This window comes from Paraburkholderia sp. BL27I4N3, from assembly GCF_003386115.1.
In the GTDB taxonomy this organism is placed as follows: Bacteria; Pseudomonadota; Gammaproteobacteria; order Burkholderiales; family Burkholderiaceae; genus Paraburkholderia.
On record NZ_QREJ01000001.1, the window covers coordinates 8,138,649 to 8,163,240 of the forward strand.

Annotated in this window: 26 protein-coding genes and 2 pseudogenes; 12 read left to right on the top strand and 16 right to left on the bottom strand. The window is 64.2% G+C overall.

Annotation, left to right across the window (positions count from 1 at the left end):
- Positions 1–3: 3 nt before the first annotated feature.
- The 5 genes and pseudogenes from tssF to B0G71_RS36925 all read right to left on the bottom strand — a co-directional run bounded on the left by tssF (position 4) and on the right by B0G71_RS36925 (position 6,784).
- Positions 4–1,869: a type VI secretion system baseplate subunit TssF gene (tssF, locus tag B0G71_RS36910; protein WP_258875800.1), complete on the bottom strand. Its 1,866-nt coding sequence runs from the start codon at positions 1,867–1,869 to the stop codon at positions 4–6.
- A gap of 45 nt (positions 1,870–1,914) precedes the next feature.
- Positions 1,915–2,958: pseudogene (gene tssG / locus B0G71_RS41615) on the bottom strand (type VI secretion system baseplate subunit TssG); the annotation flags it as partial.
- Between the two features lie 681 nt (positions 2,959–3,639).
- Positions 3,640–5,646: a bifunctional DedA family/phosphatase PAP2 family protein gene (locus B0G71_RS36915; RefSeq protein ID WP_116148185.1), complete on the bottom strand. Its 2,007-nt coding sequence runs from the start codon at positions 5,644–5,646 to the stop codon at positions 3,640–3,642.
- An 86-nt stretch (positions 5,647–5,732) separates the two neighbouring features.
- Entirely contained in the window at positions 5,733–6,431 is a 699-nt protein-coding gene (locus B0G71_RS36920) for a glycine zipper 2TM domain-containing protein (RefSeq protein ID WP_116148186.1), read from the bottom strand.
- Positions 6,432–6,544: 113 nt separating this feature from the next.
- Complete coding sequence (locus tag B0G71_RS36925; RefSeq protein ID WP_220377337.1) at positions 6,545–6,784, bottom strand: hypothetical protein; 240 nt, start codon at positions 6,782–6,784, stop codon at positions 6,545–6,547.
- 46 nt (positions 6,785–6,830) lie between these two features.
- Here B0G71_RS36925 and B0G71_RS36930 point away from each other — a divergent pair, with 46 nt between their 5' ends.
- Both B0G71_RS36930 and B0G71_RS36935 read left to right on the top strand, forming a co-directional pair.
- Positions 6,831–7,172 carry a hypothetical protein gene (locus B0G71_RS36930; RefSeq protein WP_116148188.1) on the top strand — a complete coding sequence of 114 codons (342 nt, stop codon included), beginning with the start codon at positions 6,831–6,833 and terminating at the stop codon, positions 7,170–7,172.
- Positions 7,173–7,262: 90 nt separating this feature from the next.
- Complete coding sequence (locus B0G71_RS36935; RefSeq protein WP_116148189.1) at positions 7,263–7,739, top strand: OsmC family protein; 477 nt, start codon at positions 7,263–7,265, stop codon at positions 7,737–7,739.
- Positions 7,740–7,776: 37 nt separating this feature from the next.
- Here the strand turns inward: B0G71_RS36935 and B0G71_RS36940 are convergent, their stop codons facing one another.
- The 4 genes from B0G71_RS36940 to B0G71_RS36950 all read right to left on the bottom strand — a co-directional run bounded on the left by B0G71_RS36940 (position 7,777) and on the right by B0G71_RS36950 (position 11,269).
- Positions 7,777–9,435, bottom strand: coding sequence for an NRAMP family divalent metal transporter (locus B0G71_RS36940; protein ID WP_116148191.1), 1,659 nt, complete (start codon positions 9,433–9,435; stop codon positions 7,777–7,779).
- A gap of 119 nt (positions 9,436–9,554) precedes the next feature.
- Positions 9,555–9,710: a hypothetical protein gene (locus tag B0G71_RS41620; protein ID WP_181916894.1), complete on the bottom strand. Its 156-nt coding sequence runs from the start codon at positions 9,708–9,710 to the stop codon at positions 9,555–9,557.
- A gap of 792 nt (positions 9,711–10,502) precedes the next feature.
- On the bottom strand, positions 10,503–10,736 hold the full coding sequence (locus B0G71_RS36945; RefSeq protein WP_106286340.1) for a hypothetical protein: 234 nt from the start codon (positions 10,734–10,736) through the stop codon (positions 10,503–10,505).
- 65 nt (positions 10,737–10,801) lie between these two features.
- Positions 10,802–11,269: an Lrp/AsnC family transcriptional regulator gene (locus B0G71_RS36950; protein ID WP_116148193.1), complete on the bottom strand. Its 468-nt coding sequence runs from the start codon at positions 11,267–11,269 to the stop codon at positions 10,802–10,804.
- Between the two features lie 154 nt (positions 11,270–11,423).
- Between B0G71_RS36950 and B0G71_RS36955 the strand changes: the two genes are divergently transcribed.
- On the top strand, positions 11,424–12,077 hold the full coding sequence (locus tag B0G71_RS36955; RefSeq protein ID WP_116148195.1) for a LysE family translocator: 654 nt from the start codon (positions 11,424–11,426) through the stop codon (positions 12,075–12,077).
- Positions 12,078–12,143: 66 nt separating this feature from the next.
- Here B0G71_RS36955 and B0G71_RS36960 read toward each other — a convergent pair whose 3' ends face one another.
- Positions 12,144–12,317, bottom strand: a complete 174-nt coding sequence (locus B0G71_RS36960) for a DUF1289 domain-containing protein (protein ID WP_106286349.1) — start codon at positions 12,315–12,317, stop codon at positions 12,144–12,146.
- Between the two features lie 132 nt (positions 12,318–12,449).
- Here B0G71_RS36960 and B0G71_RS36965 point away from each other — a divergent pair, with 132 nt between their 5' ends.
- Complete coding sequence (locus tag B0G71_RS36965) at positions 12,450–12,770, top strand: YnfA family protein (RefSeq protein WP_116121219.1); 321 nt, start codon at positions 12,450–12,452, stop codon at positions 12,768–12,770.
- Between the two features lie 97 nt (positions 12,771–12,867).
- On the opposite strand, the gene B0G71_RS36970 is transcribed toward B0G71_RS36965, so the two are convergent.
- Positions 12,868–13,377 (bottom strand): DUF1993 family protein, encoded by a 510-nt coding sequence (locus B0G71_RS36970; RefSeq protein WP_106286337.1) that lies wholly within the window; start codon positions 13,375–13,377, stop codon positions 12,868–12,870.
- A 303-nt stretch (positions 13,378–13,680) separates the two neighbouring features.
- Between B0G71_RS36970 and B0G71_RS36975 the strand changes: the two genes are divergently transcribed.
- The 6 genes from B0G71_RS36975 to B0G71_RS36995 all read left to right on the top strand — a co-directional run bounded on the left by B0G71_RS36975 (position 13,681) and on the right by B0G71_RS36995 (position 19,059).
- The gene (locus B0G71_RS36975; protein ID WP_116121220.1) at positions 13,681–15,237 is read left to right on the top strand and encodes a protease pro-enzyme activation domain-containing protein; all 1,557 of its coding nucleotides are present in this window, start codon (positions 13,681–13,683) and stop codon (positions 15,235–15,237) included.
- Between the two features lie 70 nt (positions 15,238–15,307).
- Positions 15,308–16,975 (top strand): S10 family peptidase, encoded by a 1,668-nt coding sequence (locus tag B0G71_RS36980; RefSeq protein WP_116148197.1) that lies wholly within the window; start codon positions 15,308–15,310, stop codon positions 16,973–16,975.
- Positions 16,976–17,231: 256 nt separating this feature from the next.
- Positions 17,232–17,885: a hypothetical protein gene (locus tag B0G71_RS36985; protein ID WP_116148198.1), complete on the top strand. Its 654-nt coding sequence runs from the start codon at positions 17,232–17,234 to the stop codon at positions 17,883–17,885.
- Positions 17,886–17,998: 113 nt separating this feature from the next.
- Positions 17,999–18,349, top strand: coding sequence for a hypothetical protein (locus tag B0G71_RS36990; protein WP_116149219.1), 351 nt, complete (start codon positions 17,999–18,001; stop codon positions 18,347–18,349).
- Between the two features lie 279 nt (positions 18,350–18,628).
- Positions 18,629–18,787: a hypothetical protein gene (locus tag B0G71_RS41625; RefSeq protein WP_166678989.1), complete on the top strand. Its 159-nt coding sequence runs from the start codon at positions 18,629–18,631 to the stop codon at positions 18,785–18,787.
- 5 nt (positions 18,788–18,792) lie between these two features.
- On the top strand, positions 18,793–19,059 hold the full coding sequence (locus tag B0G71_RS36995; protein WP_116148200.1) for an RNA-binding protein: 267 nt from the start codon (positions 18,793–18,795) through the stop codon (positions 19,057–19,059).
- 117 nt (positions 19,060–19,176) lie between these two features.
- On the opposite strand, the gene nadE is transcribed toward B0G71_RS36995, so the two are convergent.
- Together nadE and B0G71_RS42290 are read right to left on the bottom strand one after the other, a co-directional pair.
- Entirely contained in the window at positions 19,177–20,037 is an 861-nt protein-coding gene (nadE, locus tag B0G71_RS37000) for an ammonia-dependent NAD(+) synthetase (protein ID WP_116148202.1), read from the bottom strand.
- Between the two features lie 214 nt (positions 20,038–20,251).
- Positions 20,252–20,542, bottom strand: a complete 291-nt coding sequence (locus B0G71_RS42290; protein WP_258875804.1) for a hypothetical protein — start codon at positions 20,540–20,542, stop codon at positions 20,252–20,254.
- Here B0G71_RS42290 and B0G71_RS37005 point away from each other — a divergent pair.
- Positions 20,454–21,353, top strand: a complete 900-nt coding sequence (locus B0G71_RS37005; protein ID WP_241974917.1) for a L,D-transpeptidase — start codon at positions 20,454–20,456, stop codon at positions 21,351–21,353. The two genes, B0G71_RS42290 and B0G71_RS37005, sit on opposite strands and share 89 nt — an antisense overlap.
- A 52-nt stretch (positions 21,354–21,405) precedes the next feature.
- On the opposite strand, the gene B0G71_RS37010 is transcribed toward B0G71_RS37005, so the two are convergent.
- The 3 genes and pseudogenes from B0G71_RS37010 to B0G71_RS42295 all read right to left on the bottom strand — a co-directional run.
- Positions 21,406–22,278, bottom strand: coding sequence for a DMT family transporter (locus B0G71_RS37010; protein WP_116148204.1), 873 nt, complete (start codon positions 22,276–22,278; stop codon positions 21,406–21,408).
- 119 nt (positions 22,279–22,397) lie between these two features.
- On the bottom strand, positions 22,398–23,957 hold the full coding sequence (locus tag B0G71_RS37015) for an AarF/ABC1/UbiB kinase family protein (RefSeq protein WP_116148206.1): 1,560 nt from the start codon (positions 23,955–23,957) through the stop codon (positions 22,398–22,400).
- A 186-nt stretch (positions 23,958–24,143) separates the two neighbouring features.
- Positions 24,144–24,323 (bottom strand): annotated as a pseudogene (locus tag B0G71_RS42295) (aldehyde reductase); the annotation flags it as partial.
- A 35-nt stretch (positions 24,324–24,358) separates the two neighbouring features.
- On the opposite strand from B0G71_RS42295, the gene B0G71_RS41120 reads away from it, so the two are divergent.
- Positions 24,359–24,544, top strand: coding sequence for a hypothetical protein (locus B0G71_RS41120; protein ID WP_147308745.1), 186 nt, complete (start codon positions 24,359–24,361; stop codon positions 24,542–24,544).
- Positions 24,545–24,592 lie beyond the last annotated feature (48 nt).

Genomic DNA, 24,592 nt, shown 5'->3' on the forward strand with positions numbered 1-24,592 from the left:
CATTCAGGCCGCGCTGCGGGTGCCCATGCGGGGCGGCCAGAGCGCGACGGGGCCGCGCTGTACCGAACGCATCGAGGTCTCCACGAAGGTATGCATCGGGACGTGGCGCGCCAGGTAGTGTTCAAGGATCACGCCGAGCAGATACGGGCTTTCACCTGCAAGCGCTCCTTCGTCGACGGTGAGCGTGCAGCCGGTGCCGCAGCCGAAGACGAGATCGCCGGTACCGGGCAGGCGGCGCGTCACCGTCTGCATCTGCACGCCCGTGATTGCCTGCACCTGCTTCACGAAGCCGGGGTTGTCGCCGGTCCGGTAGAGCAGGAGCAGTTCGCGCAGTCCCGCGCCGCCTGGGTCCTCCAGCGGCAGATGATTGAAATTGAGCTGGCGCACCAGCCGCCAGGCGGTGGTGCCCTGTGCAAGCGGTCGCTTTGGCGTGCCCGGCGCGCGTATCAGTCCGACGCTGGCAAGCGGTGCATTGACGACCGTGCTGAGATCGTCCACCCCGTTGACGGCCAGCAGGTTCGGCAGATCGCGATTCGTCACCCATACCTGCGCGGTGATGAACCGGATATTGTCATGAGCGGGCGTGCCGTTCGCATCGACCAGCGACACCAGTGTGTCGCCCGGCGCGTAGGTGGCGCGTGTCTGGTAGCGACGCGCCAGATCGGTGCCCCGGGCGGGCTCGCGACGGGTGACGAAATAGCGGCCGGTGCTGTTCTCGTCGCGGGCCAGCGTCGGATACCGCGGCTGGAACTCAAGACTCGCGGATTCCCTGGTTTCGAATCCCGAGAGTGCCCCGACTGAAAACACTTCGTAGTCGGCCGGCGCGAGTGGATCGACATGCAGGGCGGCGGTCGTGCTGTTCTCAGGCAGTTCGAGCCGGTCTATCGTGACAGGAAACAGGTTGATGACAGGGGTGCAGAACAGCGCAAAATGCGAGGCATCGACCTGGTTGACCAGTTCGCCTGCCGGGCGGTCGAGCAGCACGACGATCTCGACCTCCTGAGCTTCGATCCGGCGCAGGCCCGCCTCGAGTCCGGTGAGCGTGAAGAACAGGAAACGCTCGGGACAGGTGGCATATTCGTGCAGCAGGTTGTGGCCGTGAAACTTCGGCCAGACAAGCGGCAGCATTGCCTGATCCGTGCCGAAGCCTTCATGCATCACGGCCTGGTTTCGCACCACGTGCAGCGGCTCCTGGGCAGTGGCAAAACTCCCCGGCGCGGCGAGTACCGATGCGGCCGCCCCGGTATGCAGGAGTTCGAACAGCTGGGAGGCAAGCCGCACGTCGCCCGCCAGATAGACCGGCAGGCGATCCAGACCGCGCAGCTGTCCGATGGTGGCGCTGCCGGTGGCTCGCAGCCGCAGGCGTAACGCGGAGCGTACGTTCCGGTCCGGGCGCACGTAGCGGTCAAGCGCGGAGATATCGGGCGGAATGCCGGTGAGCCGGGCGCTGACGATTTCCAGCGGATAGAGCGTGACGTCCTGGGTGCTGCGGAACTGGCAGACGCAGCCGCCACCCTGCGGCACGGGGGAGGCGAACGGACTGCCGCGTGGGACATGAAACCCCTGTGCAAGTTTGCTCCTGGCGTGATCCGGGTATAGCCGTGCCACCGCCATCGATGGCGTCGGCGCGAGGTAATTCGGATAGAGGCATTGCAGCAGGGGGCGCGTGAAGTCGGGGAATGCGGCGTCCAGTTTCATGCGCATGCGGGCGGACATGAAAGCGAATGCCTGGACGAGCCGCTCGACATACCTATCGCCGATTTCACCCGCCTGCATGCCCAGACGCCTGGCGATTTTTACATGCGCCTGCGCGAATTCGGCGGCAAGTTCGCGCAGGTACAGGAACTCCTCGTTGTAGTACGTCAGCAGATCACCCGCGCCGGTTTCCGGGCGTTGACGGTACGGTACGGATCGCCTCGCCGGCTGCTCCACGTACTGTTCCGGTTCGAAGCGCATGCCGGTAATCGGCGCATCCGTGGGCGCCTGTCCAAGCCAGCTGGACCAGCCAAGTTGTTCCGTTCCACCCAGCACCGCAGGCGGTGCGCCCTGTGGCTTGATGCGCAGTTCCAGTTCCCACCGGTAGCCGCGCCCGACAAATTCCCTCACGCATTCGACCAGCTTCGGCAGGTCCACGCCCTGCGCCGTGAAACGCAGATACACCTGCAAGTCGAGCGGCCCCAGGACAATGCGGAACCGGTGCTGGCGGTCCGGCACCTGCTCGCCGAGCATCGCGCCCATCGCAAGCGTCGAAGACTCCACGGGCTTGCCGAGATAACTGTGGCTGGCCGGCGTCATTTCCAGCCAGTGAAAGACGTATTCCTCGATTGCGACCGGTACGCCGAAGTACTGCTCAAGCGTCGCGCGCAGGCCGTCGGGATTACGCGCTTCGCGCACCGGATGCGCAGAGGCGGCGAGGCGCGCATGGCCAGGAAACGGCCGGCCGGCGATTTCGGCGGGATCGTGGCCGGCGAGGCTCGCGACAAAAAAGGAGAATGTTTCGTCATCCTTCCGGTCAAGGCCCGCTGCGGCCTGTGCGGAGACCCACGCCCGGTACAGCAGAGTCAGGTAGCGGTGGTGAAAGATGTCGAGGAAGTTGACGAGCGTCGCATCCCGCCGGTTCTGCTCACGCTCGCGTGCAATCTCGGTCATGTGAATCGGCAGTGGCCCGTTCGGCCCGAACATGCCCAGACTGAGAAGCCGTATCTTCAGACGCCCGTTGACCTCACGCACGTCGGCAATCTCGCGCGACGCGAATGCGAGGCTCGGTGCCTGGCCGAGACGGAACGGCTCCGCCTGTGGACGCCGCGCGGTGCCGACCGGATCAATGCGGGGATCGGCGCCGATACGGCGCAGCAGGGAAATGAACCCGTAGCGCCAGGGTTCGGCCATCAGACGTTCAACGCTTTCCGGTGAAAGCGCTACGCCGGGCATGGGCAGATCGAAGCGGGCGCGCTCCATCAATCAGGACGCGCCTAATGCGGCCCGCACGGGAAAGACAGGAGGCGTGAGGCGTGGATACGTAAGACGTGGATACCTGTCGCAGCGTACAGCTTTCATCGTTTGACCTCTTCCCCGAGTTCTTTCAATCATCGGGGATAGTCGTTGGATAGTCAGCAGGACTATTTCGCAATAACGCTGGGAAATGTCAGCGGCGTCCAGTTGCATTGACGGTTATCCACCCCGTCCTGAGCAAGTTATGTATCGTGCATCGACACGGACCACCAGGCTGGCGTCAGCGCAGGCATAAAAAAGCCTGCGACGGGCGCGGGCAACGAGAGCGCGTCTGCGGATCAGGAGGGGAATTGTGCCGACATGCAGAATCAATGCGCGGGTCGTGTACGCAGCCGTGACATCGAACAAATCCGGGAACGCGCAGCAAGCAACCCGATAAAAAAGGGCGACCGGAGTCGCCCTGAATGGTCACGCAAAACACCTGCCGTGTCCCGATGATGCGGACAACCAGAGGCCGTGTGCCAGCAACCAGGTTGTTAAATTCAAGCGGAACAGGTGTTTGTAGCTCTTGAGCGTCGCGGGCGAATTTATCCACAGAAATTGTTCACATCCCTGTGGACAACTCCTGGCCAAGCGACATAACTGATTGAGCGCAGAAGGATTTCTTCGCTGGAGCAGCGAACGCGCTCACTCCGTCGGCGAAGCGAGCAGCGACACCGGCACGCCGCGGCAGCTGACCCGGGCGACGAGCTCCGCGCCGAGACCCGCACTCGATTTCTCGTGCGCATCGAACGAGGTCATCTCCCTGTCGACCCGCAGAATGTTGATCGGCCACGACGCGCGCGACAGCCGTTCGTGCGCGAAAGCGCCGACCCACAGCGGCGTGACGGAGGTGCCGTTGCCCACCGCGTAACCGCTGGGCCAGAACCGCAGCACGTCGCGCTCGTCGCGCGTGTCGCCCGGACGCATGAACACCACCGAAGACGGCACGCCGTTGTTGAGCTTCGGCAAGACCGGCAGCGACACCGCCGCCACATTGGGCGAGGCCAGCGAGAGCAGACTGTGCGCCGAGACGTCCGTGCCTTCCACCCAGCCTTGGGCGCGCAACTGTCCGCGGATCGAATCGAGGTTCGAGACCCACTGCAGCGTGAGCGGCTCCTTGCGATCGCCGCCCATGTCCGAGCGGTAACACGGCAGGCGCTTCCATACGGAGAGTGTCCACTGCGATTGCGAGACCAGCACGGGAGGCGGGCGCAGCGCGCTGTCCGGCGGCGGCGTGGGCATGTTGAAGCCGACCTGGACACCCACGCTGAGCAGCACGACCACCAGCACCACGACGGGCATGAACGCACGTTCGGGCGGCGTTTCCGGGTGCCGCCACATCGCTGTCAACGCAACGATCGCCACCCAGAGGTAGGCGAGCGCGGCGCCGCCGAGCGCGTCGGACACCCAGTACCTGCCGAAGTACAGTCCCGCGAGCGCGACCAGGATCACCACGATCGCACTCGCGGCCGCCACCAGCACCCCTTCCAGCCTCTCGACCCGGCGCGCCAGCAGAAACGCCAGGAAACCGTACACAATGACGGTTGCGGCGACGTGATTGCTCGGAAACACATAGGCGCCGATCATCGACGTATTGGGCGGCGCGCGGTGCATCGCGAACTGCAGCACGTAGATCAGCAATTGGGAAAACACCACCGCCGCGAGCCAGTAGCCGACGGTGCGCCGGCGCCGCTCCAACAGCATCCATACCGTGACCGTCACGACCAGCGCCGCGAGTGTGATGCTGCTGCCGAGCGTCGAGAGACCGGCGAGAACGGTATCGCTCCAGGGCGTGCGTACCGATTGCAGGAAGTGGTAGACGGAGACGTCCACTCGCGTCAGCGGATCGCCGCTGGCGACGTCGTCGAGCACGCCGAAAAAAAGCGCGCCCGACACGAGTACGACCAGCGACGTCAGCAGGATGCTGCTGGCGTCAGGCGTACTGGGGTCGAGCATCTTGCGCGCGAAACGGCCGAACGGACCCGGATGCCGACAGGCCCAGCTGCCCAGCTGTTGGCCCGCCGCGCTCGACCACGCATTGGCGTGCGAGAGCAGAAAACGCGCCGCGCGAAAGCTCAGCCAGACAATCCCCACCAGCAGCGCGATGATCACGACGAGCCTGAACGACACCGCGCCGGCCAGCAGCACCGAGGCGCCGAAGATCATGCCCGGCAGGATATGGGCCGGCGCCCAGATCAGCGCCGACAGCACGTTCATTGCGTAAAAGCGCAGCGGCGGCATGCCGAGCATGCCCGCCACCACCGGCACGATTGCCCGCAAAGGGCCGATGAAGCGCGCCAGCACGACGCTCTTCGCGCCATGTTTGTGGAAGAAGCGGTGGCCTGCCTCGAGCACCTCGGGATGTTTGCAGAACGGCCAGAACTGGACGATGCGGTCCTTGTAACGGCTGCCGATCCAGAAGCTCATGCCGTCGCCGGCGATGGCGCCGGCGATCGCCCACGCGAGTGCCCAGCCGAGACTCAGCGAGCCGGTGCCGATCAGCGCGCCGGCAAGGAACATGGCGGTGCTGCCCGGAACGAAAGTGCCGATGACGGCGAGCGACTCCAGAAACGCCGCCAGGAAGATGACCGTGAGCGTCCAGCCGGGATGGCCGGCTAACTGGTGCAAGAGGTGGATGTAGGCGTGCTCCATCGTGCGCGATCAGCCGTTCTGGCGTAACGATTGATCATAACGCGCGACGGAGCCGTCTTATTCCTTTTTGGACGCCGGCCGCAGGTTCACGAAGCGCTAAGCGAATCGCCGGAGACGTGAACGCGTTGGCCGATCTGCACGGCCGGCTGCGTCGGGTAGCTGAAGTTGCGGTAGCTACCGTCCTGCATGCGGACCTGCACCTGGTACGTGGTCTGCTTGCGCACCGCGTGTTCAATGCCGTTCCCTGCGAGGCCGCCGCCGACCGCGCCGGCAATCGTCGTGAGAATCTTGCCGCGGCCGCCGCCGATCTGGTTGCCGACCAGCCCGCCCGCCACCGCGCCGCCCAGCGCGCCGAGGCCCGTGGTCGGCTCGGGCGCCTGCACCGTATTGATGGCGACGACTTCGCCCGCGTACGGGTCGGCGGCGACCGGGCGCGGTGCCGCGGCGTCGTAAGGTGCCTGGTAGCCCTGATTGTTTGCGGAATTCGGCGCGGCGACCGGTGTCGCGCGGTGCGGATGATGAACCGGCGGCCGGGCAGGGGCGGTTTGCTGCGCCGTCTGCTGAACCGGGGCCGCTTGCGGTGCCGCAACCGGCGTGCTGGCGAGCGGCGCCGCCGCTGCCGTGACCGGCAGCGCGGGTTCCGTGACGGCGTGCGAAGTCGGCAGCAAACCGGTCATCGCGGCGATGCCGGTTGCGCTCGCCAGGATGACGGCGACAGCCGCGCCGGCAACTAGCGGATGAATGCGGCTGCGTTGCGGCTGGCTGGAAGTGAGGTTCGTATTCATGGCGGACTCCGCGGGTAGGTGCCTGCAATAACGCCGCGAAAGTGCGTTCGGTGCACGCGGGCTGCGTGCTGCTTTGTAAGGATTTGTACGCTTTCGCGCGAGCGGTTACACGTTCAGATTTCGTCGCTGAGTTCGTCGCGGATAGGTTGCGGGCGGTCGTGGCGGATGCTCGCCAGGCGTGCGCCGGTCGTCGCCTGAAAACCCTCGGCCAGTTTCAGCAGCCTGGTGTGGACGTGGTCGAGCGTGTACCACGTGTCATCCAGTAGACGCTGGGTTGCGTGTGGGTCGGCCGGGTCGTACGGTGGCGAACGAAGCGGGCCGGGCGCCGTCTTACTATTTGAGCGGTCGGGCAACACGGACCTCGCGCTCGCGCAATTCGACGAAGTAACGGAGTGGGCTATGAAGATCGTAAAGGGCAGTATCGCGGCGTCGGCAATGATGATCGGTGCCGTTGCCGCAGCGTATGGGCAGTCGGTCACGCAGCCAGGCGCCACCGGAGCGGCTGCCGTCAATGGCGCGCCTTCCGGCATGAGCAACAATGCGGGGGCCACAGCGGGAACGGGTCCGTCGACGGCCGCCGGCTTGAGCCCGATGTCGCCGGGTGCGGGAACGGCGGGCGGGGTAAGAGCCGGTCCCGCACTCAACACCATGCGGGCGAACGGCACGAGCCTCAACGCGAACCCGGACCCGCGCGTGCCGAATTTCGCCGGCAGGGGCGCGCCGCCGCCGTCGCGGAATTAGTCAGCAAGCGGGGCGTGTCCATCGCGTGAGCGCCGCGGATAAAATGCACGCCTCGGCAAGCGGATCCGATTCGACGGCAAGGAGATGGGCATGGCGTACGGCGAGCACAAATACAAGGTGTCGGTGCAATGGACCGGCAATCGCGGAAGCGGCACTTCCGGCTACCGCGATTACGGGCGCGATCATGTGATAGCAGCAGGCAACAAGCCGGAGATTCCAGGTTCATCGGACGCCGCCTTTCTCGGCGACGCCACCCGCTGGAACCCCGAAGATCTGCTGGTCGCCTCGGCCAGCGCCTGCCACAAACTCTGGTATCTGCATCTGTGCGCGGATGCCGGTATCACGGTGACGGCGTATCGCGACGACGCCGAAGGCACCATGCTGGACGACCCGAAACACGGCCGTTTTTCACAGATCGTGCTGCACCCGCGCGTCGTGATTCGCGCGGGCGGTGATGCCGAACTCGCCGCGCACCTGCATCACGTGGCGCACGAGAAGTGCTACATCGCGAACTCGGTCAATTTCCCGATTCTCTGCGAAGCGGTCATCGAAACGGATAGTGATTGACCGAGGCAGGCCCGGCCGCCGGCTGGGCGCTATCGGTTCAATGCAGCAGCGCCATCTGCACGACTTTCACGATCACCAGCGCCACCGCCACGATCAGATAGCCGCGCAGCACGCCCATCCAGACCCGCTTGGACAGCGTCAATTGCGGCGCCGGCAACTCGTCCAGAGGCGGCATGCGCCACGCTGCGCGCGTTTCCTTGGACCACACGAATTCGCTCTCCTGAGCCACTGCGCTCCCGGATTTCCGCCGCAGCTTGCGGGCCACGACGGTGGCCGCATAACCTGCCACGGCCATCAGCGTGCCGGCTGCGAGCACTTCAAGCATGACTTCGCCGGTGATGTCCGGATACATGACGGAAGCCGTGAGAATGATGGATAGCATGACAAGCACCCAGACCACTGCGCCTGTGAAGAGGTTGAGCTTCTTCGAGTTGACCCACGGTCCGAGCACCGCGCGGTCGTTGCACAACAGCAGCAGAAACACGGTCGCGCTCGGCAGCAGCACGCCGGCGAGCGTCTGCACTGCTTCCGTCAGAAGGCCGAGCGGGCTGCCCGGAATCAGCACCAGCGTCGCCGCGGCCGCCACGATGGCGAAATAGACGAGGTAGAAGCCCTTCGCGTCCGACACGCCGCGATGCAGCGAGTGGCGAATCTTGAAGACGTCGCCGATCGCGTAGGCGCTCGACAACGACACCGCCGCCGCGCCGATGATGCACGCGTCGAGCAGCGCCACGGCGAACAGCACGGCGGCCGTGCGGCCGGCATATCTTTCGAGGTCGGCGATCACGCCGCCCGCGTCGGTGAAATGCCCGAACTCGGGCTTGCCCGCGTAGAGCGCCGCGCAAAACGAGATCATGGCCACGGCGCCGATCATCACGAAAACGATACCGATCCACAGGTCAGCCTTTTCGTACTTCATGAAGCGCGGCGTGATGCGTTTATCGACGATGTAGCTCTGCTGGAAGAACAACTGCCACGGCGCGACGGTGGTGCCGACAATGCCGATCACGAGCAGCATCACGTCGCTCAGCTTCGATTGAGCGGGCCAGCCCGGGATCAGAAAATCGTGCGCCATCTGGCTGACCGGCGGGTGAATCGATACCAGCACTGGCACGAGCAACAGGCTCATCACGCACAGCACCACGGCGAAACGTTCGAAGCGCCGGAAGTCGCCCGTGCTCACTGCGGCCATGGTTACCGCCGCGGCGATGCAAACGCCGGCCACCTTCGAAATGCCAAAAAACTGGAGCACGAACGTGATGCCGATGAACTCGGTCACGATCGTCAACGCGTTGAGGATGAACAGATCCACGACGCTGAAGGCTCCCCAGAATTTGCCGAAGCGCTCGAAGATCAGCCGTGCATGACCGACGCCGGTCACCGCGCCCAGACGCAGCACCATCTCCTGATTGACGAACAGCACGGGCACGAGCAGCAGCATGGTCCACAGCAAGGTCGTGCCATAGTTCTGTCCCGCTTGCGTGTAGGTGCCGAAGGCGCCGGCGTCGTTATCGCCGACCATCACGATGAGGCCGGGCCCAACAATCGCGAGCAGCGTGCGCACGCGGGCCCACCAGCTGTTGCGCGCCCCCGTGTCGTGATGGGCGATGGTGCCGAGTGCGCCCTTGATGTCGCCGAGGTGCGCGTCGTCGAGAACGGCGCTGCGGGGTGGTGAGACGTTGATTGGAGTGGACATGCTGGCCGCCTGAGTAGGTTTGATTGGATTGAGCGGGGCGTCTTCAGGATCCGCCGGATGCGCGGCCGAACGGGGCGGCGGCGCGGGCGCAAACGCGAAGACGCGCTGAGCGTGTGTGCTTACGAAGCGGACCGCGAGACGGCACGCAAAGCGAGCGCCCTGACGCGGTGCCAGGCCACGGCGAGCCAGTGCGGCTTGACGCCGTGCAGTGCGAGGGCGGCGTCGCTATGGCTGTGGGTTTGCTGCCGTGTCGGTACGAGAGTGGCGAGGTACATGTTTTTTCTCCGGGCGTAGGGCTTGACGCGGATTGCGGAAAGCCAGCAGACACGGAGCGCGGCGCATCAGGCGCGCGGCGAAGCAGGTCTACTCGCTTTTCCTTGGGCAAATGATTGTTTGCCTGTCCGCTCGGTCGTGACTGAGCGGACATTGAGCGGCAACTCGTCGGCATATGGGATAACTGTCACTGTCCATGGCGGCTCCTTATCGGCGTTCGGTACGCACGTGTTGGTCCACGCGTTCGGCCGCACCGCATGTCGAACGAATCGAAACGGCGCGAGCGAACGCTGCCGCGAGCGAAGGCTCGCGACGGGATGCCAATCGGCGGGACGCATGTGCGTAAGCACGGCGCGGCCGGATGGCGCTAGTCAAGGTGCACGGAGTAAGTTACTGCGGCGCGCACCGTCTGCCTGTCGGCAAGACGGCGGCTGAGAAAAAAGCGCGGGCGTCGGGCCGGTCAGGCAGTGAAACTGTTCGAAGGTCGACTACTGCTGGTGTCCAAGGCATGGGCCTCGTTGATGAAGACGGCGAATTTTAGGCACTGCAGCAAGCGGAAGTCAACATGCTTCGTTAAACGAAGCAAATATTGTTTGGCGGGGTGTGGGCCAGGCCACGTTGTGGTGGTGGGAGGCGTCTTGTCTTTCAATTTCGATGGAAAAGAAAGGCTAATGAAGGCTATTTCTCGCTGCTGCCGGTGGAGAGCGGCTTGAGCCGATATGGCGGGGCGCGGCGCGTGCGTGACTCGGCACGATCCGCCGCCCCGCGCCGACGAAAACACGCCTTCCAATGTCTCAACGATTGCCGTCGAGCAGATCGCCAAGCAGTTCGTCGAATGCGGCTTGCGCGTCTTCGAGTTCCTGCAGCGCGGCGTCGAATGTTTGCAGCGCGAACTGCGAAGGCGTGCCGCTGCCGGCCGGCGGGAATTGCGATTGCAGCGACGCGAACGCCGACTGCACGCGTTGGGTCGCGGTCAATACACGCTGCATTGCCGCGGTTTCTTCGGCTCGCGCCTGTTCGTGATCCATGAGAACTCCGTGTTCAACTGGTCGGCTCGCGCCGTTTTAAAGGGGTGACTATGCCATGTTAGCGTTCAGGACAGCGGCAAGCCGCCGTTGGCCTTCACTTCGCGCAACGACAGCGCCGATTCCACCGATGTCACGCCCGGCAGGCCACGCATTTCATCGCGCATGAAGGTGCCGTAGTCGTCGAGATCGCGCGCCACCACCTGCAGGATGTAATCGGCGCTGCCCGACACGTTGTGACACGCGAGGATGCGCGGGATGGCCTGCACCTCGCGCTCGAAGCGCGTCGCCACCGCGCGGTCGTGCACGGCAAAACGCACGTAGACGAACGCGACGACGCCGAAGCCGAGCGCGGAGCGCGACAGCATCGCGCGGTACTGGTCGATATAGCCATCGTTTTCGAGGCGCTTCAGCCGGCGTGCGCAGGGCGTTTCGCTGAGGCCGACCGTTTCGGCCAGCCGCGCGTTGGACATACGGCCATCTTTCTGAAGCGCGGCGAGGATCGCGCGGTCGGTTTTATCGAGGTCGGTTGTCATGGCTCTGTGGTGCTGATGACGGATTGGAGGAAAGCCGGTGCTCGGGCCGCAATATTAGCGCATTCCTCCACGGGTGAGCACTCCGGGCCGGTAATACGCCAGCAAACCCTCCGCCGACGATTGCAAGATAGAGCCTTGAAAACAGGAGAATTCGATGATTTCCGCACATCTGCTGGCTGTGTATGTTGCGGCGCTTTTTGTCGTCTATGCCGTGCCTGGACCGGACATGGCGCTGGTGCTGCAAACCAGTATCGGACGCGGCGTGCGCAGCGGCTTCGCGGCTGCCGGCGGCCTCGGGCTCGCGCGCGCGACGCACGTTACGCTCTCGGCATGCGGCGTGGCCGCGCTATTGCGCAGCGCGCCGTGGTTATACGAAGTGGTGCGCTATGGCGGCGCGGTTTATCTCGCGTGGGTGGGAATTCAGATCTTTCGTTCGCCGGTGTTCGCGCTGCCTGGCGGTCATGCCGCCGGCGGCCGCGCGGGTGCTACGGCAAGCGTCGAGTCTCGTCCGTTGCGGGCTGCTTTTGTCAAGGGCTTGCTCACCAACTTGCTGAACCCGAAGGCGCTGCTGTTCTGCTCTGTGCTGCTGCCGCAGTTCGTGCGTCCGGAGGCGGGGCCGGTGGCTTTGCAGATGGTCGAACTCGGTCTGGTGCTGCTCGCTATCGGCGCCTGTTTCGACATGCTGTACGCGATCGGCGCCGCGCGGATCGCCGGCTGGATGCGCGCCCATCCGCTAGCGCAAACGCTGCAGCGCTGGACCTTCTCAGCCGCGCTGATCGGTTTCGCGTTGCGGCTCTCGCTGGACTGATTCTGGCTGGCTAGGGCGCGTCGCTTCTCCAGACCGCCCGGCCGTGAACCGCGCAGGAGAGCCCGCTTATCTGCTCAGCTTGTGCTCGCGCCGCGAGCGGTCCTCGATGATTTTCCGGCGATGCTTGTCTTTCATCTTCTTCCAGCTTTTGCATTCGTCGCGCGTGCGCATGCAGCCTATGCAGAAGCCGGTTTTGCTGTCGAACTTGCAGATGTCGATGCAGGGTGACGCGATGCTCATGGCCATTGGCAATTAAAGGAAATGCCAAGACTCTCGCATGCCCCATGCCCGCGCGCAAAGTGATTGTGTTAATAAAGCCAATAGAGCGCCAGAGCTTGTTCGTGGCGGCACAATCACTCGCTTTCCCACTCGATGAAAACTTTTTTGCTCTATGCCGTGACCGCCATTGCCGAAATTGTCGGTTGCTATTTGCCGTGGCGCTGGCTGAAAGAGGGCGGTTCGATCTGGCTGCTGGTGCCGGGCGCGCTCAGCCTCGCGCTCTTCGCCTGGCTGCTGACCCTGCACGGTACCGCCGCAGGCCGCGTGTATGCGGCTTACGGCGGTGTATATGTAGCTGTGGCGATTGCCTGGCTATGGTGCGTCGACAAGGTGCGGCCCACGCTGTGGGACGCCGCCGGCGTGGCTTTCACGCTCGCCGGCATGGCGATCATCGCGTTCCAGCCGCGCGTTTGAGCAGGCGGGCGAGCCGATCTTTCCCGCTCCCAAAGGCCTCTCTCTGTGCGCGCTCGTTGCCGCTTCCGCGCCAACTTCGAGTCCGCAGGCTCGCGCTTTACTTGATGCCGCCGAGATAATCGAGCTTGCCGAGATCGACGCCGTTGTGACGCAGAATGTCATACGCCGTCGTGACGTGAAAAAAGAAGTTCGGCAGCACGAAACCGAGCAGATACGACTGGCCTGTGAACTCGACCGGACCCGAGCGCAGCTTCAGCGTGATCGGGCGTTCTTCCGAGCCGTCGATCTGCTCAGGCTTGAATTCCTTCAAATAATCGATCGTCTTTTGAAGGCGGGCAATCAGTTCTTCAAAAGTCTGCTCGACGTCGTCGTACTTCGGCGCTTCGACGTCGGCCAGCCGGGCGGCGCAGCCCTTCGCGGTGTCGCTCGCGATATAGACCTGGCGTGTGAGCGGCAGCATGTCCGGTGCGAGCCGGCCGGTGGTGAACACCGTGGGCTCGATCTGTTTCGCGGCGGCATGCGCTTCGGCTTTGCCCAGAATAACTTGCAGGTTCGTCAGGCCGCGAATCAATACGGGCAGTGATGCTTGATACATCGAAATTGACATGGGGCTTCCTCTGATTCTTTGATCGTGCGCGCGGATGGCGCGCGAGGCAATGTAACGGCTGGATTGCCGCTGCAGCATCATAGCGCGAGCGGCGAAAGACGCGCATCGCGGCGGCGCGGCGTTAGCCATTCGGACAACTGCCGCGCACGCCGGAACTGTGTTTGAATGGATTGGTCGGACCGTTTTGACGTCCTCGAAACAGCGAACTTGCCGCCGCCTTCAGGCGATGAGGTTGTGAGAGGCGCGTGGCGAGTGGATCCAACTCGTGGAACCCGCCGTCACGCTAACTGGAGAGTCGACACCATGGTCAATAAGCAGCCGCTGCCAGGCAGTGAGCGAACAGTGGAACAGGGTTCGAAAGTCGTCGGGCAATGCGATCCCACAGAGCGGATCGAGGTATTCGTCATGTTGCGCCGTCAACAGCAGGCGCAATTCGACGCATTGATGAGCAAGATCGAAGCGGGCGATCCCAGCGTCAAGCCGTTGTCGCGCGAGACGCTCGCGAAGGACTACGGCGCCGCGCCGGACGACATCGCCAAGGTCAAGGCCTTCGCCAGCGCACACGGTTTGACGGTGGTGCGCGAAGATCCGGCGGCGCGCACGGTGCTGCTGAGCGGCACGATTGCCCAGTTCCAGGACGCGTTCGCCGTGAAGCTCGAACATTACGAACATCACACGTCTGGCCAGTTCCGCGGCCGCACCGGCGCGATCAGCGTGCCCGACGATCTGCACGGCGTGGTGCAGGCCGTGCTCGGCCTCGACAACCGCCCGCAGGCGCGGCCGCACTTTCGCATCCGGCCGCCGTTCCAGCCGGCCCGTGGTCATCAGGTTTCGTTCACGCCTCCGCAGCTCGCGTCGCTCTACCACTTTCCGCAAGGCGACGGCGGCGGGCAGTGCGTCGGCATCATCGAACTGGGCGGCGGGTATAACGCCAGCGATCTCAAGTCCTATTTCGCGAGTCTCGGCGTTGCGTCGCCCAAGGTGAAGTCGGTCGGCGTCGATCAGGGCAGCAACCAGCCCACGGGCGATCCGAACGGACCGGACGGCGAAGTCACGCTCGACATCGAAATTGTCGGCGCAATCGCGCCTGGGGCGGAAATCGCGGTGTATTTCACGCAGAACAGCGACGCCGGCTTTATCGACGCGGTGAGCCGCGCGGTGCACGACACGACCAACAAACCGTCGGTGATTTCGATCAGTTGGGGCGGTCCGGAGTCGAACTGGACCAGTCAGTCGTTGCAGGCCTTCAACAGCGTGCTGCAGTCAGCGGCAACCCTTGGCGTGACGGTCTGCGCGGCGTCGGGCGACAGTGGTTCGAGCGACGGCACGGGCAGCGACCAGGTCGACTTCCCGGCGTCGAGCCCCTATGTGCTGGCCTGCGGCGGCACGAGCCTGACCGCGTCGGGCACCGCGATCTCGCACGAGGCGGTCTGGAACGACGGCGCGCAAGGCGGCGCGACCGGCGGCGGCGTGAGCCAGGCTTTCCCGCTGCCGGTCTGGCAGAAGGGCTTGTCCGCCACGTCGACGAAGGGCGGCAAGAAAGCGCTCAGCGGGCGCGGCGTGCCCGACGTGGCGGGCGACGCTTCGCCGGTGACCGGCTACAGTGTATTGATCGACGGTACGCAGACGGTGGTCGGCGGCACCAGCGCGGTCGCGCCGCTGTGGGCCGCGCTGATCGCGCGTATCAATGCGGCGAAAGGGCAGCCGGCCGGCTTCATCAACCCTAAGTTGTATAAGGCGGCGGGCGCGTGCAACGACATCACGCAAGGCAACAACGGCAGTTTCGCGGCATCCGCGGGTTGGGATGCCTGCACGGGGCTCGGCAGTCCCAATGGTCAGAAGGTGGCGGCCGCACTATAGTCTGCAACACACGCCCCGAAGAAAGTCCTTCGGGGTGCACAAAAGACGTGAACGAACCCATGGAGCGATCATGACGAATACCGAGTCAGCTTCTGTTAGTCCGCAGCCGTCGCACAATTCGCATGCTTCGGGCACGCCGGCTCCGGCGCCCGCACCCGCCAGCGCGCCGCACAAAGCCAAAGATCAGCCGTTCTTCGATCCGGTCGCCTACGGCAACGGGCCTGACGATTCCGTCACCGCCACGGATGAAAGCGCCGCCGTCACGCACCACTCGGTCACCATCGGCGGGCACAGGATCAACTACACGGCAACCGCGGGCCACCTCGTGATCGTCGATCCGAGCAGTTCGCAGCCGGAAGCCCGCATGTTCTACGTGGCGTTCACGCAGGACAACCAGAAGGAAGAAGCCCGGCCGGTCACGTTCTTTTATAACGGCGGCCCGGGATCGTCGTCGGTGTTCGTGCTGCTGGGTTCGTTCGCGCCGCGTCGCATCAAGACCTCGATGCCGAGCTTCACGCCGCCCGCGCCGTATTCGATGGAAGACAATCCGGATAGCCTGCTCGACAAGAGCGACCTCGTTTTCATCAATCCGGTCGGCACCGGCTACTCGGCGGCGATCGCGCCCAAGAAGAACCGCGACTTCTGGGGCGTCGACCAGGACGCGGACTCGATCAAGCAGTTCATCAAGCGTTTTCTGACGAAGAACAACCGCTGGAATTCGCCGAAGTACCTGTTCGGCGAGTCGTATGGCACGGCGCGCAGTTGCGTGCTGGCGTACCGCTTGCATGAAGACGGCGTGGATCTGAACGGCATTACGCTGCAATCGTCGATTCTCGATTACACGCAGGCCGGCAACCCGGTCGGCGCGCTGCCCACGGCGGCCGCGGACGCGTGGTATCACAAGAAGCTCGGCATCGCGCCACGACCGACCGATCTCGGCACGTTCGCCGAAGAAGTCGCGCAGTTCGCGCGCACCGACTATCTGGCCGCGCTGCGCAAGTTTCCGACCACCGACGCGGCCACGGTCGAAAAGCTCAGCGAATACACGGGCATCGACAAAACGACCTTGCTCGCGTGGAGCCTGGATGTCGCCTCGTACGACAGCCGGGGCAATTCGCTATTCCTCACCACGCTGCTGAAATCCAAGGGGCTTGCGCTCGGCGAGTACGACGGCCGTGTGACGGCGATCGGCACGGGCATTGCCGGCAAGATCGACCCGAATTCCGGCGGCAACGACCCGACCATGACGGCGGTCACCGGCGTCTACACGACGATGTGGAACGTGTATCTGAACGAGCAACTGAAGTACACGTCGAATTCGTCGTTCACGGATCTGAACGACCAGGCCTTCAAGTACTGGGACTTCAGTCACATCGATCCGACGGGCGCGCAGAAGGGCGTCGACTCGAAGGGCAACATCATTCTGTACACCGCCGGCGATTTGGCCGCCGTGATGGCGCTCAATCCCGATCTGAAGGTGCTGTCGGCGAACGGCTTCTTCGATTTCGTCACGCCGTTTTACCAGACCGTGCTCGATCTGCAGCAAATGCCGTTGCTCAGCCAGCAGGTCCGGCAGAACCTGTCGGCGCGCTTTTATCCTTCGGGACATATGATTTATCTCGACGGCGGATCGCGTACCGCGCTAAAGGCCGATCTCGCAACGATGTACGATACGACGGTGTCCAACACGCAGGCGCTGTTTCGTATCCGCGCATTGCAGGCGCGTGTGCCGCAGTAGCGGCGAATCGACGCGCCGCGTCGCGGACGCGGCGCGTGCGGGACGCCTTGGCATCGCAAGGGCGTCTGGCTATCAGGCGGCTGGGACCGGCGACGCGCGAGCGGTGGCGCTGCCGGTTTCCTCGGCCTGCCAAATCGGCTAAATGCGGCCTATGCGCGCGGCGCGCGTAGTCAGGCTTTTTTACTTATCCATATTGAATGTGTTTTAATTAGTCTGCGAATTGAACTATTGCGTGCCGCTCCCGGCGCGCCGACGAATGAACGCAGGCATTGCAGACAGGCGTCGCACAGAGTATTCCAGCGACGCGACCAGCAGTACGTACGGCACGGCTTTGCCGGCGCTCGAGCGCCGGTGCGGCGTTGCGCGTCCCCGCGGCACTGCGCATTTTGCGCTCGCGGTTGGTTTCACGGCGCTGGCGATGCTACGCACGGTCGACGCCTGCGCGCAGGACGCCGCCATGCTCGACGAGCGCGTCACGCAGCAATCGGTGGGGGACACGATTTGCCGTCCCGGTTACGCCGACACGGTCGCCCCGCCGTTCGACGAACTGATGGCGCATAAAGACCGCATGCTCGCCGCGCGCGGCATCGATGCGGACAACGGCGCCTCCTTCGCGCTCGATCGCCGCGTGCCTATCGTGCTCGGCGGCTCGCCGGACGCTCGCGCCAATCTCGATCTTCTGCCGTGGGCCGGCCATCAGGGCGAGCGCCGCAAGGCGCGCGCGGCAGTCATGCTCAAGCGCTGCGTCTGCGAAGGCAAACTGAGCCTCGCCGAAGCGCAAGCCGCGATTATCGGCAACTGGTCGGTGGTTTATTCGGGCTTCAGTCAAACGTCCTGCGACGTCAGCCGGCTCGACGTGGCCACCGGTGGCGACAATGGTCATGGCGCCGGCCGCGACAACCCGCCATGAAGCCGGCCGCCTCGTTTGCGGCGCCTGCTTCGTTCATGCGCATCTGGCATCTATTCAGCCGCCCGGCTTGCAACTCGCAGGCCGTGACCCCATCTAGTTTTCGGAGAATCATCATGATCCATTCACGTCTTGCCGTCATGGCTCTTTCTATCGGCTGCGTATTCGGCAGTACTGCCGTGTTCGCTGCCGAGCCAGTGCATTGCGGCCAGGCCGACACGCTGAAGATTCGCGGCGATGTGCCCGCGGCCATCAGCTTCGACGTGTATCGCCAGTTGCGGCCGTTGAGCGCGCAACGGGTTGCGCTGTTCCAGTCGGCCGGCGAGGTAAAGCGCCTGCCTGACGGTCTGGCGGTATGCGAAATTGCGGATGACGGCGTCGACGATCCGTCCGCGGTGCTGGTTCAGCTGCCGCAAGGCAAGAACGCATGGTGGGTGAGTTCGGCCAACGTGCAAGCGGCGGACTGATCGCGACAACCAGTCCGCCTTTTGCGCAGGTCCCCCGCAGGATGCCGTGGCGATGCGTGTCGCGGCCCGGTTTTTGCATTCAGCGCCCGCATTCGATGCGCTTGCCGGGCCTATCACGCAAAATGAACAGCTGTTTTGCTATTTTTGACGCCGCTTATTCAGGTACAGTGCATTGACGGCGATATTTAAGTCCGTTTTTTGACGACACTGTGTTACATCGCTTTTACTGTCGATTGTGGCTATCCTGAGTACGGGACGAAACTCGCAGGGGAGAATTAAATGATCGCCTTCTATCTGTCATTGGCCGCTTTGGGCGCCGCCGGTGCTGCATTGATCCGCCAACTCGCTGCCGAGCAGGCGAAGCAGCGTGCCGCATTGCGCCCTGTGCGCGTGCAGTCCGCGGATCGCGGCGCTGGCCGCAACGCGCGCAGAGGGTAGGCCGCATGAACCTGATCGTGCGCAACATCGCGGAATCGTGCAGCGAGCAGGAAGTGCGGGAGTTCCTCAAGCACGAACTTGGGCATTACGCGAAAAACATCGAGGTGGTCGACGCCGGCAAGCCCAGCGCGTACGCCATGGTCGAACTGGACGCCGAAGTGCCCTATGTAGGCGAAGTGATCGCGCGGCAGATTCACGGCAAACAGTTGGGCGGTCAGACGCTGGAAGCCAGCGCCGATCTGTTCACCGACGAACCGCCGGCGGCTCAGTAACCCGGCGCGATCGATTTATCCTCAATGCGTTGCGCGACAAGAGCGCACGTAAGCTGACACGCCGCGCAGCGCCCGGCGCGGCGCATTTGGCGCGTCACCTGCATACCCATCCCTTTCTCAATCTCCGCTTGTCTGCGTCGGCCAATCGAACGGTGTGTACGGCAACGCGCGCTTGTGACGCGTCACGTCGTAAAAACGCAAGATGGTCTCGCGCGCCGCATCGCTCACCGGTTTGCGCTCCAGGAAGTCGTCGATAGCATCGTATGGAATGCCGTAGGCGTCCTCATCGGGCCGTTGCGGCCGCAACATTTCGAGGTCGGCGGTCGGCACTTTGTGCGCTAATGCATCGGGCGCACCCAGCGCTTTGGACAGCGCGCGCACGCGACGCTTGTTGAGCCCCGTGAGCGGCAACACATCGGCGCCGCCGTCACCGAACTTCGTGAAAAAGCCCATCACCGATTCGGCCGCGTGATCCGTACCGATGACCACGCCGGCCCGCGCGCCCGCCATCGCGTATTGCGCGATCATGCGCTGCCGCGCCTTGATATTGCCGTGCACGAAGTCCTGTTGCGATTCGTCCTTGTAGAGCAGGCCACTTTGATCGAGCGCGACGAGCATGGCATCGGCCGCGGCTTTGATATCGATGGTGAGATTTTCGTCCGCGCGAATAAAGCGCAATGCCTGCTGCGCGTCCGCTTCGTCTTTCTGTTCACCGTAAGGCAGACGTACTGCGATGAAGTGCGCATCGTAATGTTCGGCGCGCAATCGCTCAACCGCGAGTTGCGCGAGCCGCCCCGCGGTTGTCGAGTCGACGCCGCCGCTGATCCCGAGCACATACGTTTTCAGGCCGCTGCTACGCAGATAATTCGCGAGAAAAGCCACCCGGCGCTCGATTTCATATTCAGGATCGAACCCGGCGCTGATGTGCATTTCCTCAGCGATGCTTGCCTGGCGTGCGACTGGATCGTGTTGCGTCATGATTCCTTTTTGCTCCTTGCGCGCTCGCGCACATGTCGAACCGTAACCGGCCCGGGTTCAATTCACCTTCGCACCGCTTTAAATCCGCCGCTTTGACCGGCAAAGACGTCCGCTTATTACAGGGGTATCACTGAGTCGGCGAATCTTCATCGACAGATCGCAATGTGCTTAGTAACATCCTCGTTCTGAGAGCGCCGCATGAGCCGGCGAGCAGTCAATAATAATCAGGTTTGCTCAAACACGCGATGAACCACACCAAGCGGCCTGGCCAGCCTGTAATAGACCATCTGTCTTTCGCGCCGGTCGATCGTCCGCGCGACGTGTCGTGTATGCCGTATCGACTTTCCGTGCGGAGCATCGCCCGCGCGTTGCCTTCCTTGCGCCGTTTGGCACGTGCGTTTAGCGCCGCATTTTGCATGGCGTCATGCGGCGCGGCGATCGCAGCTTCGGCGCCCGTTGCGGCCTCGGCACCAAAGGCGGCGAATCGTCCGGTGGTCGCCGTCAACGCGTCGGCTGTCGCGGCGCCGGATGCCGCCGGCGTGGTCGACCCGCGTCGCGCGTTTATGCTGCGGGACGTTTTCGCAGAGAGCGTCACGCGCACGCTGAAAGTGCCGGCCGCGGATCAGCGAGCCTATGCCGATCGGCTGGAAGCCGCGCTCGGCGCGCATATGCTCGGCGATCTGTCGGGCGAGTATGTCGTGCTGGTCGATCGCAATGCCAATGTGCAGGCGCTCTTCATCTATTTTCGGGCCGCGCCGGCCGACAGTTGGCAGATGATCGGCGCGTCGCCGGTTTCGACGGGTCAGCCGGGCGAATACGATCACTTCATCACACCGCTCGGCGTATTCGAGCATACGCCGGCCAACATGGATTTCCGTTCGGAAGGCACGCAGAACGAAAACCATATTCGCGGCTATGGCAAGCGCGACATGCGGATCTTCGACCTCGGCTGGGCCCAGGGCGAGCGCGGTTGGGGCAAGGGCGGCATGTCGCAGATGCGTTTCCAGATGCACGCCACCGACCCCGACCATCTCGAATCGCTGCTCGGCATGCGTCACTCGAAGGGTTGCGTGCGCATTCCCGCGTCGCTCAATTCGTTTATCGATCACTATGGCATTCTCGACGCCGAATATGTTGCGCTCGTCGAGTCGGGTAAGTCGCTGTGGGTGTTGAAAAGCGATCGAGAGGTGACGCCGTGGGCTGGGCGTTACATTGCCGTGGTGGATTCGGCGCGCAAGAGCCGCCCGGCGTGGGCGCCTGCGCCCGGCAGCAAGGCGCGCGCCAAAGTGCCGGCCGGAGCGGACACGGCGGATTGATTCGCGGCGGTACTCGTCGCGCCCGCGCCGCTCATTTTGAGCAAGCCGCCCATCACGAGCGCGCGAGCAACACGCCTACCAACGCAACCGCGAACCCCGCAATCTGCAGCGGCACCGGCGTCTCGCCGAAGCCCACATAGCCTTCGAGCGCGGCGAGCGGCGGCGCGAGAAACATCAGCGCGGTCGCGCGCGCCGCGTCGCCGCGTCTGATCATCCACACCAGCAAAGTCACGCTGATCCCGGAAAGCATCACGATCCCCCACGCGAGCGATCCCCACAGCGTAGCGGACGCAATCCAGCGATGTTCACCGAGCGCAAGCGCAAGCCCGGCCGCGACAAGCGCCGCGCCGAAGTTCTGCACCGCGCTCGCGCTGCGAATATCGGCCTTGGCCAAAGAAGTCTTCTGGAACAACGTGCCCGCCGTAATCGCGCCGATCGCGGCGATCGAGATCAGCACGACGAGCCAGGTGGGCGCGCTGCCGTGCGGCGTCGGTGCGGCGGCCGCCGTCAGCTTCGGTTCGAGCACCAGCACGACGCCCGCAAGGCCGAGCGCCATGCCGGTCCAGCCGCGCCGCGACAGGCGTTCGCCGAAGAGCGGCGCCGCAACCGCGGCCGTCGCGAGCGGTTGCAGCGCGCCGAGCAAAGCCATCACGCCCGCGCTCAAGCCTTGGGCGACGGCCCAGTAGCCCGCGCCGAGATAGACGCCTTGCAGCAGTGCGCCCGCTACCAGATGTTTGCCGAAGTCGCGTCCGCCGGGCCACGTGGCGCGTGCAAACAGCGCGGCCAGCGCGAATATCAGCGCCGTGCCGCCGAAGCGTGCAAGCAGGAACAGGTTAGGATCCGCATACGGTGTAATCGCGCGGGCGACCACGAAACCGGTCGACCACAACACGACGAAAACAGCGGCGATAAAGGAAGCGAGCATTGGCAAGCGTCAAGAGAAAAGCCGCCATCTTGTCGGGAGACGCAACGCGCGTCTTGCTTGAAACTGCAATCGGCCGAACGTGTGGGCGGAGTGTGGTTTGAACCGCGAACCGGCGCACTTCACCACATCAGCAGCACCGTCCCCGCGCCGAGCACGCCGCCGCACACCGCGCACGCCCACAGCAGCACCCGCGTGCGGCGGTACTCGCGGCCGATCTCCGTCATCAGTTGCGCACTCTGCTGCGGCGTGCGCGCGAGATCGTGCTCGTGTTGCAGATAGCGCACCGCCAGTTGCGGCACGCGCGGCAGCATATGCGCGAGATGCGGCAACTCGCGGCTAATGCGTTTGAGCCAGCCGCGGTGATCGACGTCGCGCCGCGCGATATCCGCCAGCACGCCGCGGGCGATATTCCACGTGTCGACGCCGGGATGCAGCGCGCGCGCTAGCAGTTCCGCTTGATGAAACGAGCGCTGGGCGGTCGCGAGCCGCGCGGGCACCGCGCCCTCGAAAGGATGCACCGCATGCAGCAGATGATGAAACAGCGAACCCGCCGAACGGTCTTCCGGCGCGGCCGCGAAATGCGCCTCCGCACGCGTGCGCAACTCGGCTTCGAGCAATTCGGCGCGCGTGTCGTGCGGCACGTGCCCGGCATCGCGATGCATTTCGGCGAGCCGCCCGTAGTCCTGTTCGAACAGCGCGGTTGCGCCGTGCACGAAGAACTCGCGCTCGCCGGTCGAGAGACTCGACATGATCGAGAATTCCGCCAGCACGAGGCGCCCCTGCGTGTCCGGGTCGATGCTCACGCGCACGCGGCGCGCGTCGACCGTGGCGTGAAAGAAACCATGCTCGAATGCCTGCTCGGTCACCACTTCGACGATATGCGCGGCGAGCGGCGCGAGTTTGATGTGATGTGCATGCAGGCCGGGCAGGTCGCTCGCCGGCAAGGTGCTGACGCGTTGCATGGTCAGCGTATAGGCGGTGCAGAGATCCCAGATCACGTCCGGCACGACGATGCGCTTGTCGTCGTCGAAATGATGGCCGGTCTGGCTCAGATTGGCGGCTTCGGCACGCAGATCGAAGCGGCGCAGGATGTCGTCCGTGAAGGTCTGCGCCAGCGTGCGCAATTGCAGGCGGCGCGCGGTGCCTGAAAACTTTTCCAGCCAGCGCGCGACCCAGCGCAGCAGCGCGAGTTCATCGCCGATCTGTTGCAACTGGTCGGCGCGCACCAGCTTGATGGTTACTTCGTAATGGCCGTTCACCGGCACGATGAGCCGCGCGAGATGCGTCTGTTCGGCGAAGCCGCTGCGCACCGGCACCAGATCCACGGCGCTGAACAGCGTGGCGAGCGGCCTGCCGAAAGCGCGCGCGAGCGCCTGTTCGGACTCGTGCGGCGGCAGCGGGGCTTCCATGTGATCGATTGCGTCGATGGCGTCGTGCAAGGTGCCGGTCGCGAGTTCGGGCCGTTCGGCCAGCGTTTGCGCGAACCGGGCCGCCAGCGGCCCGAGTGCCGGCAGCACGCCGCTCAGGCTCTTGCCGCTGCGGTCAGCCGCATGCAAGCGGCCGATCAGCTCGATCATCCAGTGCAGCTTGTGGTCTTGCGGCGCGGCAAGCCAGATCAGGCGCGCGCCGTAACGCAGCGCGTGGAACAGCAGCAGTAGACGGCGAAACAGTGGCGGCATCGGCAGTTCGGTTGATGGGCCACGCGGCGTCCCCGTCTCTCGAGGGGCGCTCGCGCACGGCCAAGGCGGTTAGGTTAGCAGGTAAGCGGGGCAAGCGAGCATTGCCGCGCGACGCGTAACACAATACCCCGGCCTTTCCCTACCGTGGCGAAACTTGAGCACGCTGGCATCTGTACAAAACAACGCCCCAATGCGCGCTTTGAGCACCTGAGCGACGTCGGCCAGCCACATGCTTTCGCCAGCGATGGCAAGAAAGCGCTCGCCGCCGGCGGCTTCGTGAGTCATCGCCCGCACATGCAGATCGGCCACGTCCCGCACGTCGACGAAGCCGGAATTGATTCTTGGATTGCCGGGCTGGCGGTCGAGCCATCGTCACGCTGATTCCGGAGCGCGGACTTGCCATGGCAATCTTTGCCAACAACCAGTTGCCAGTATTTCCGGAAGCCGTCCGCTCGGAGTTGCTCGAGCGCATGCTTGCACCGTCAGGGCGGGATTTGAAGGCAGATTCACGCAATGGACTAAAAATAAAAGTCGTGGCCTGTAATGTCTGGCGCTTTCACGCGACTAAGCCCGACTGTTTCAGCTAAGCGGTAACCACACGGGGGCGTCCGCACTCGTGTGTGTCTGCCGGACTT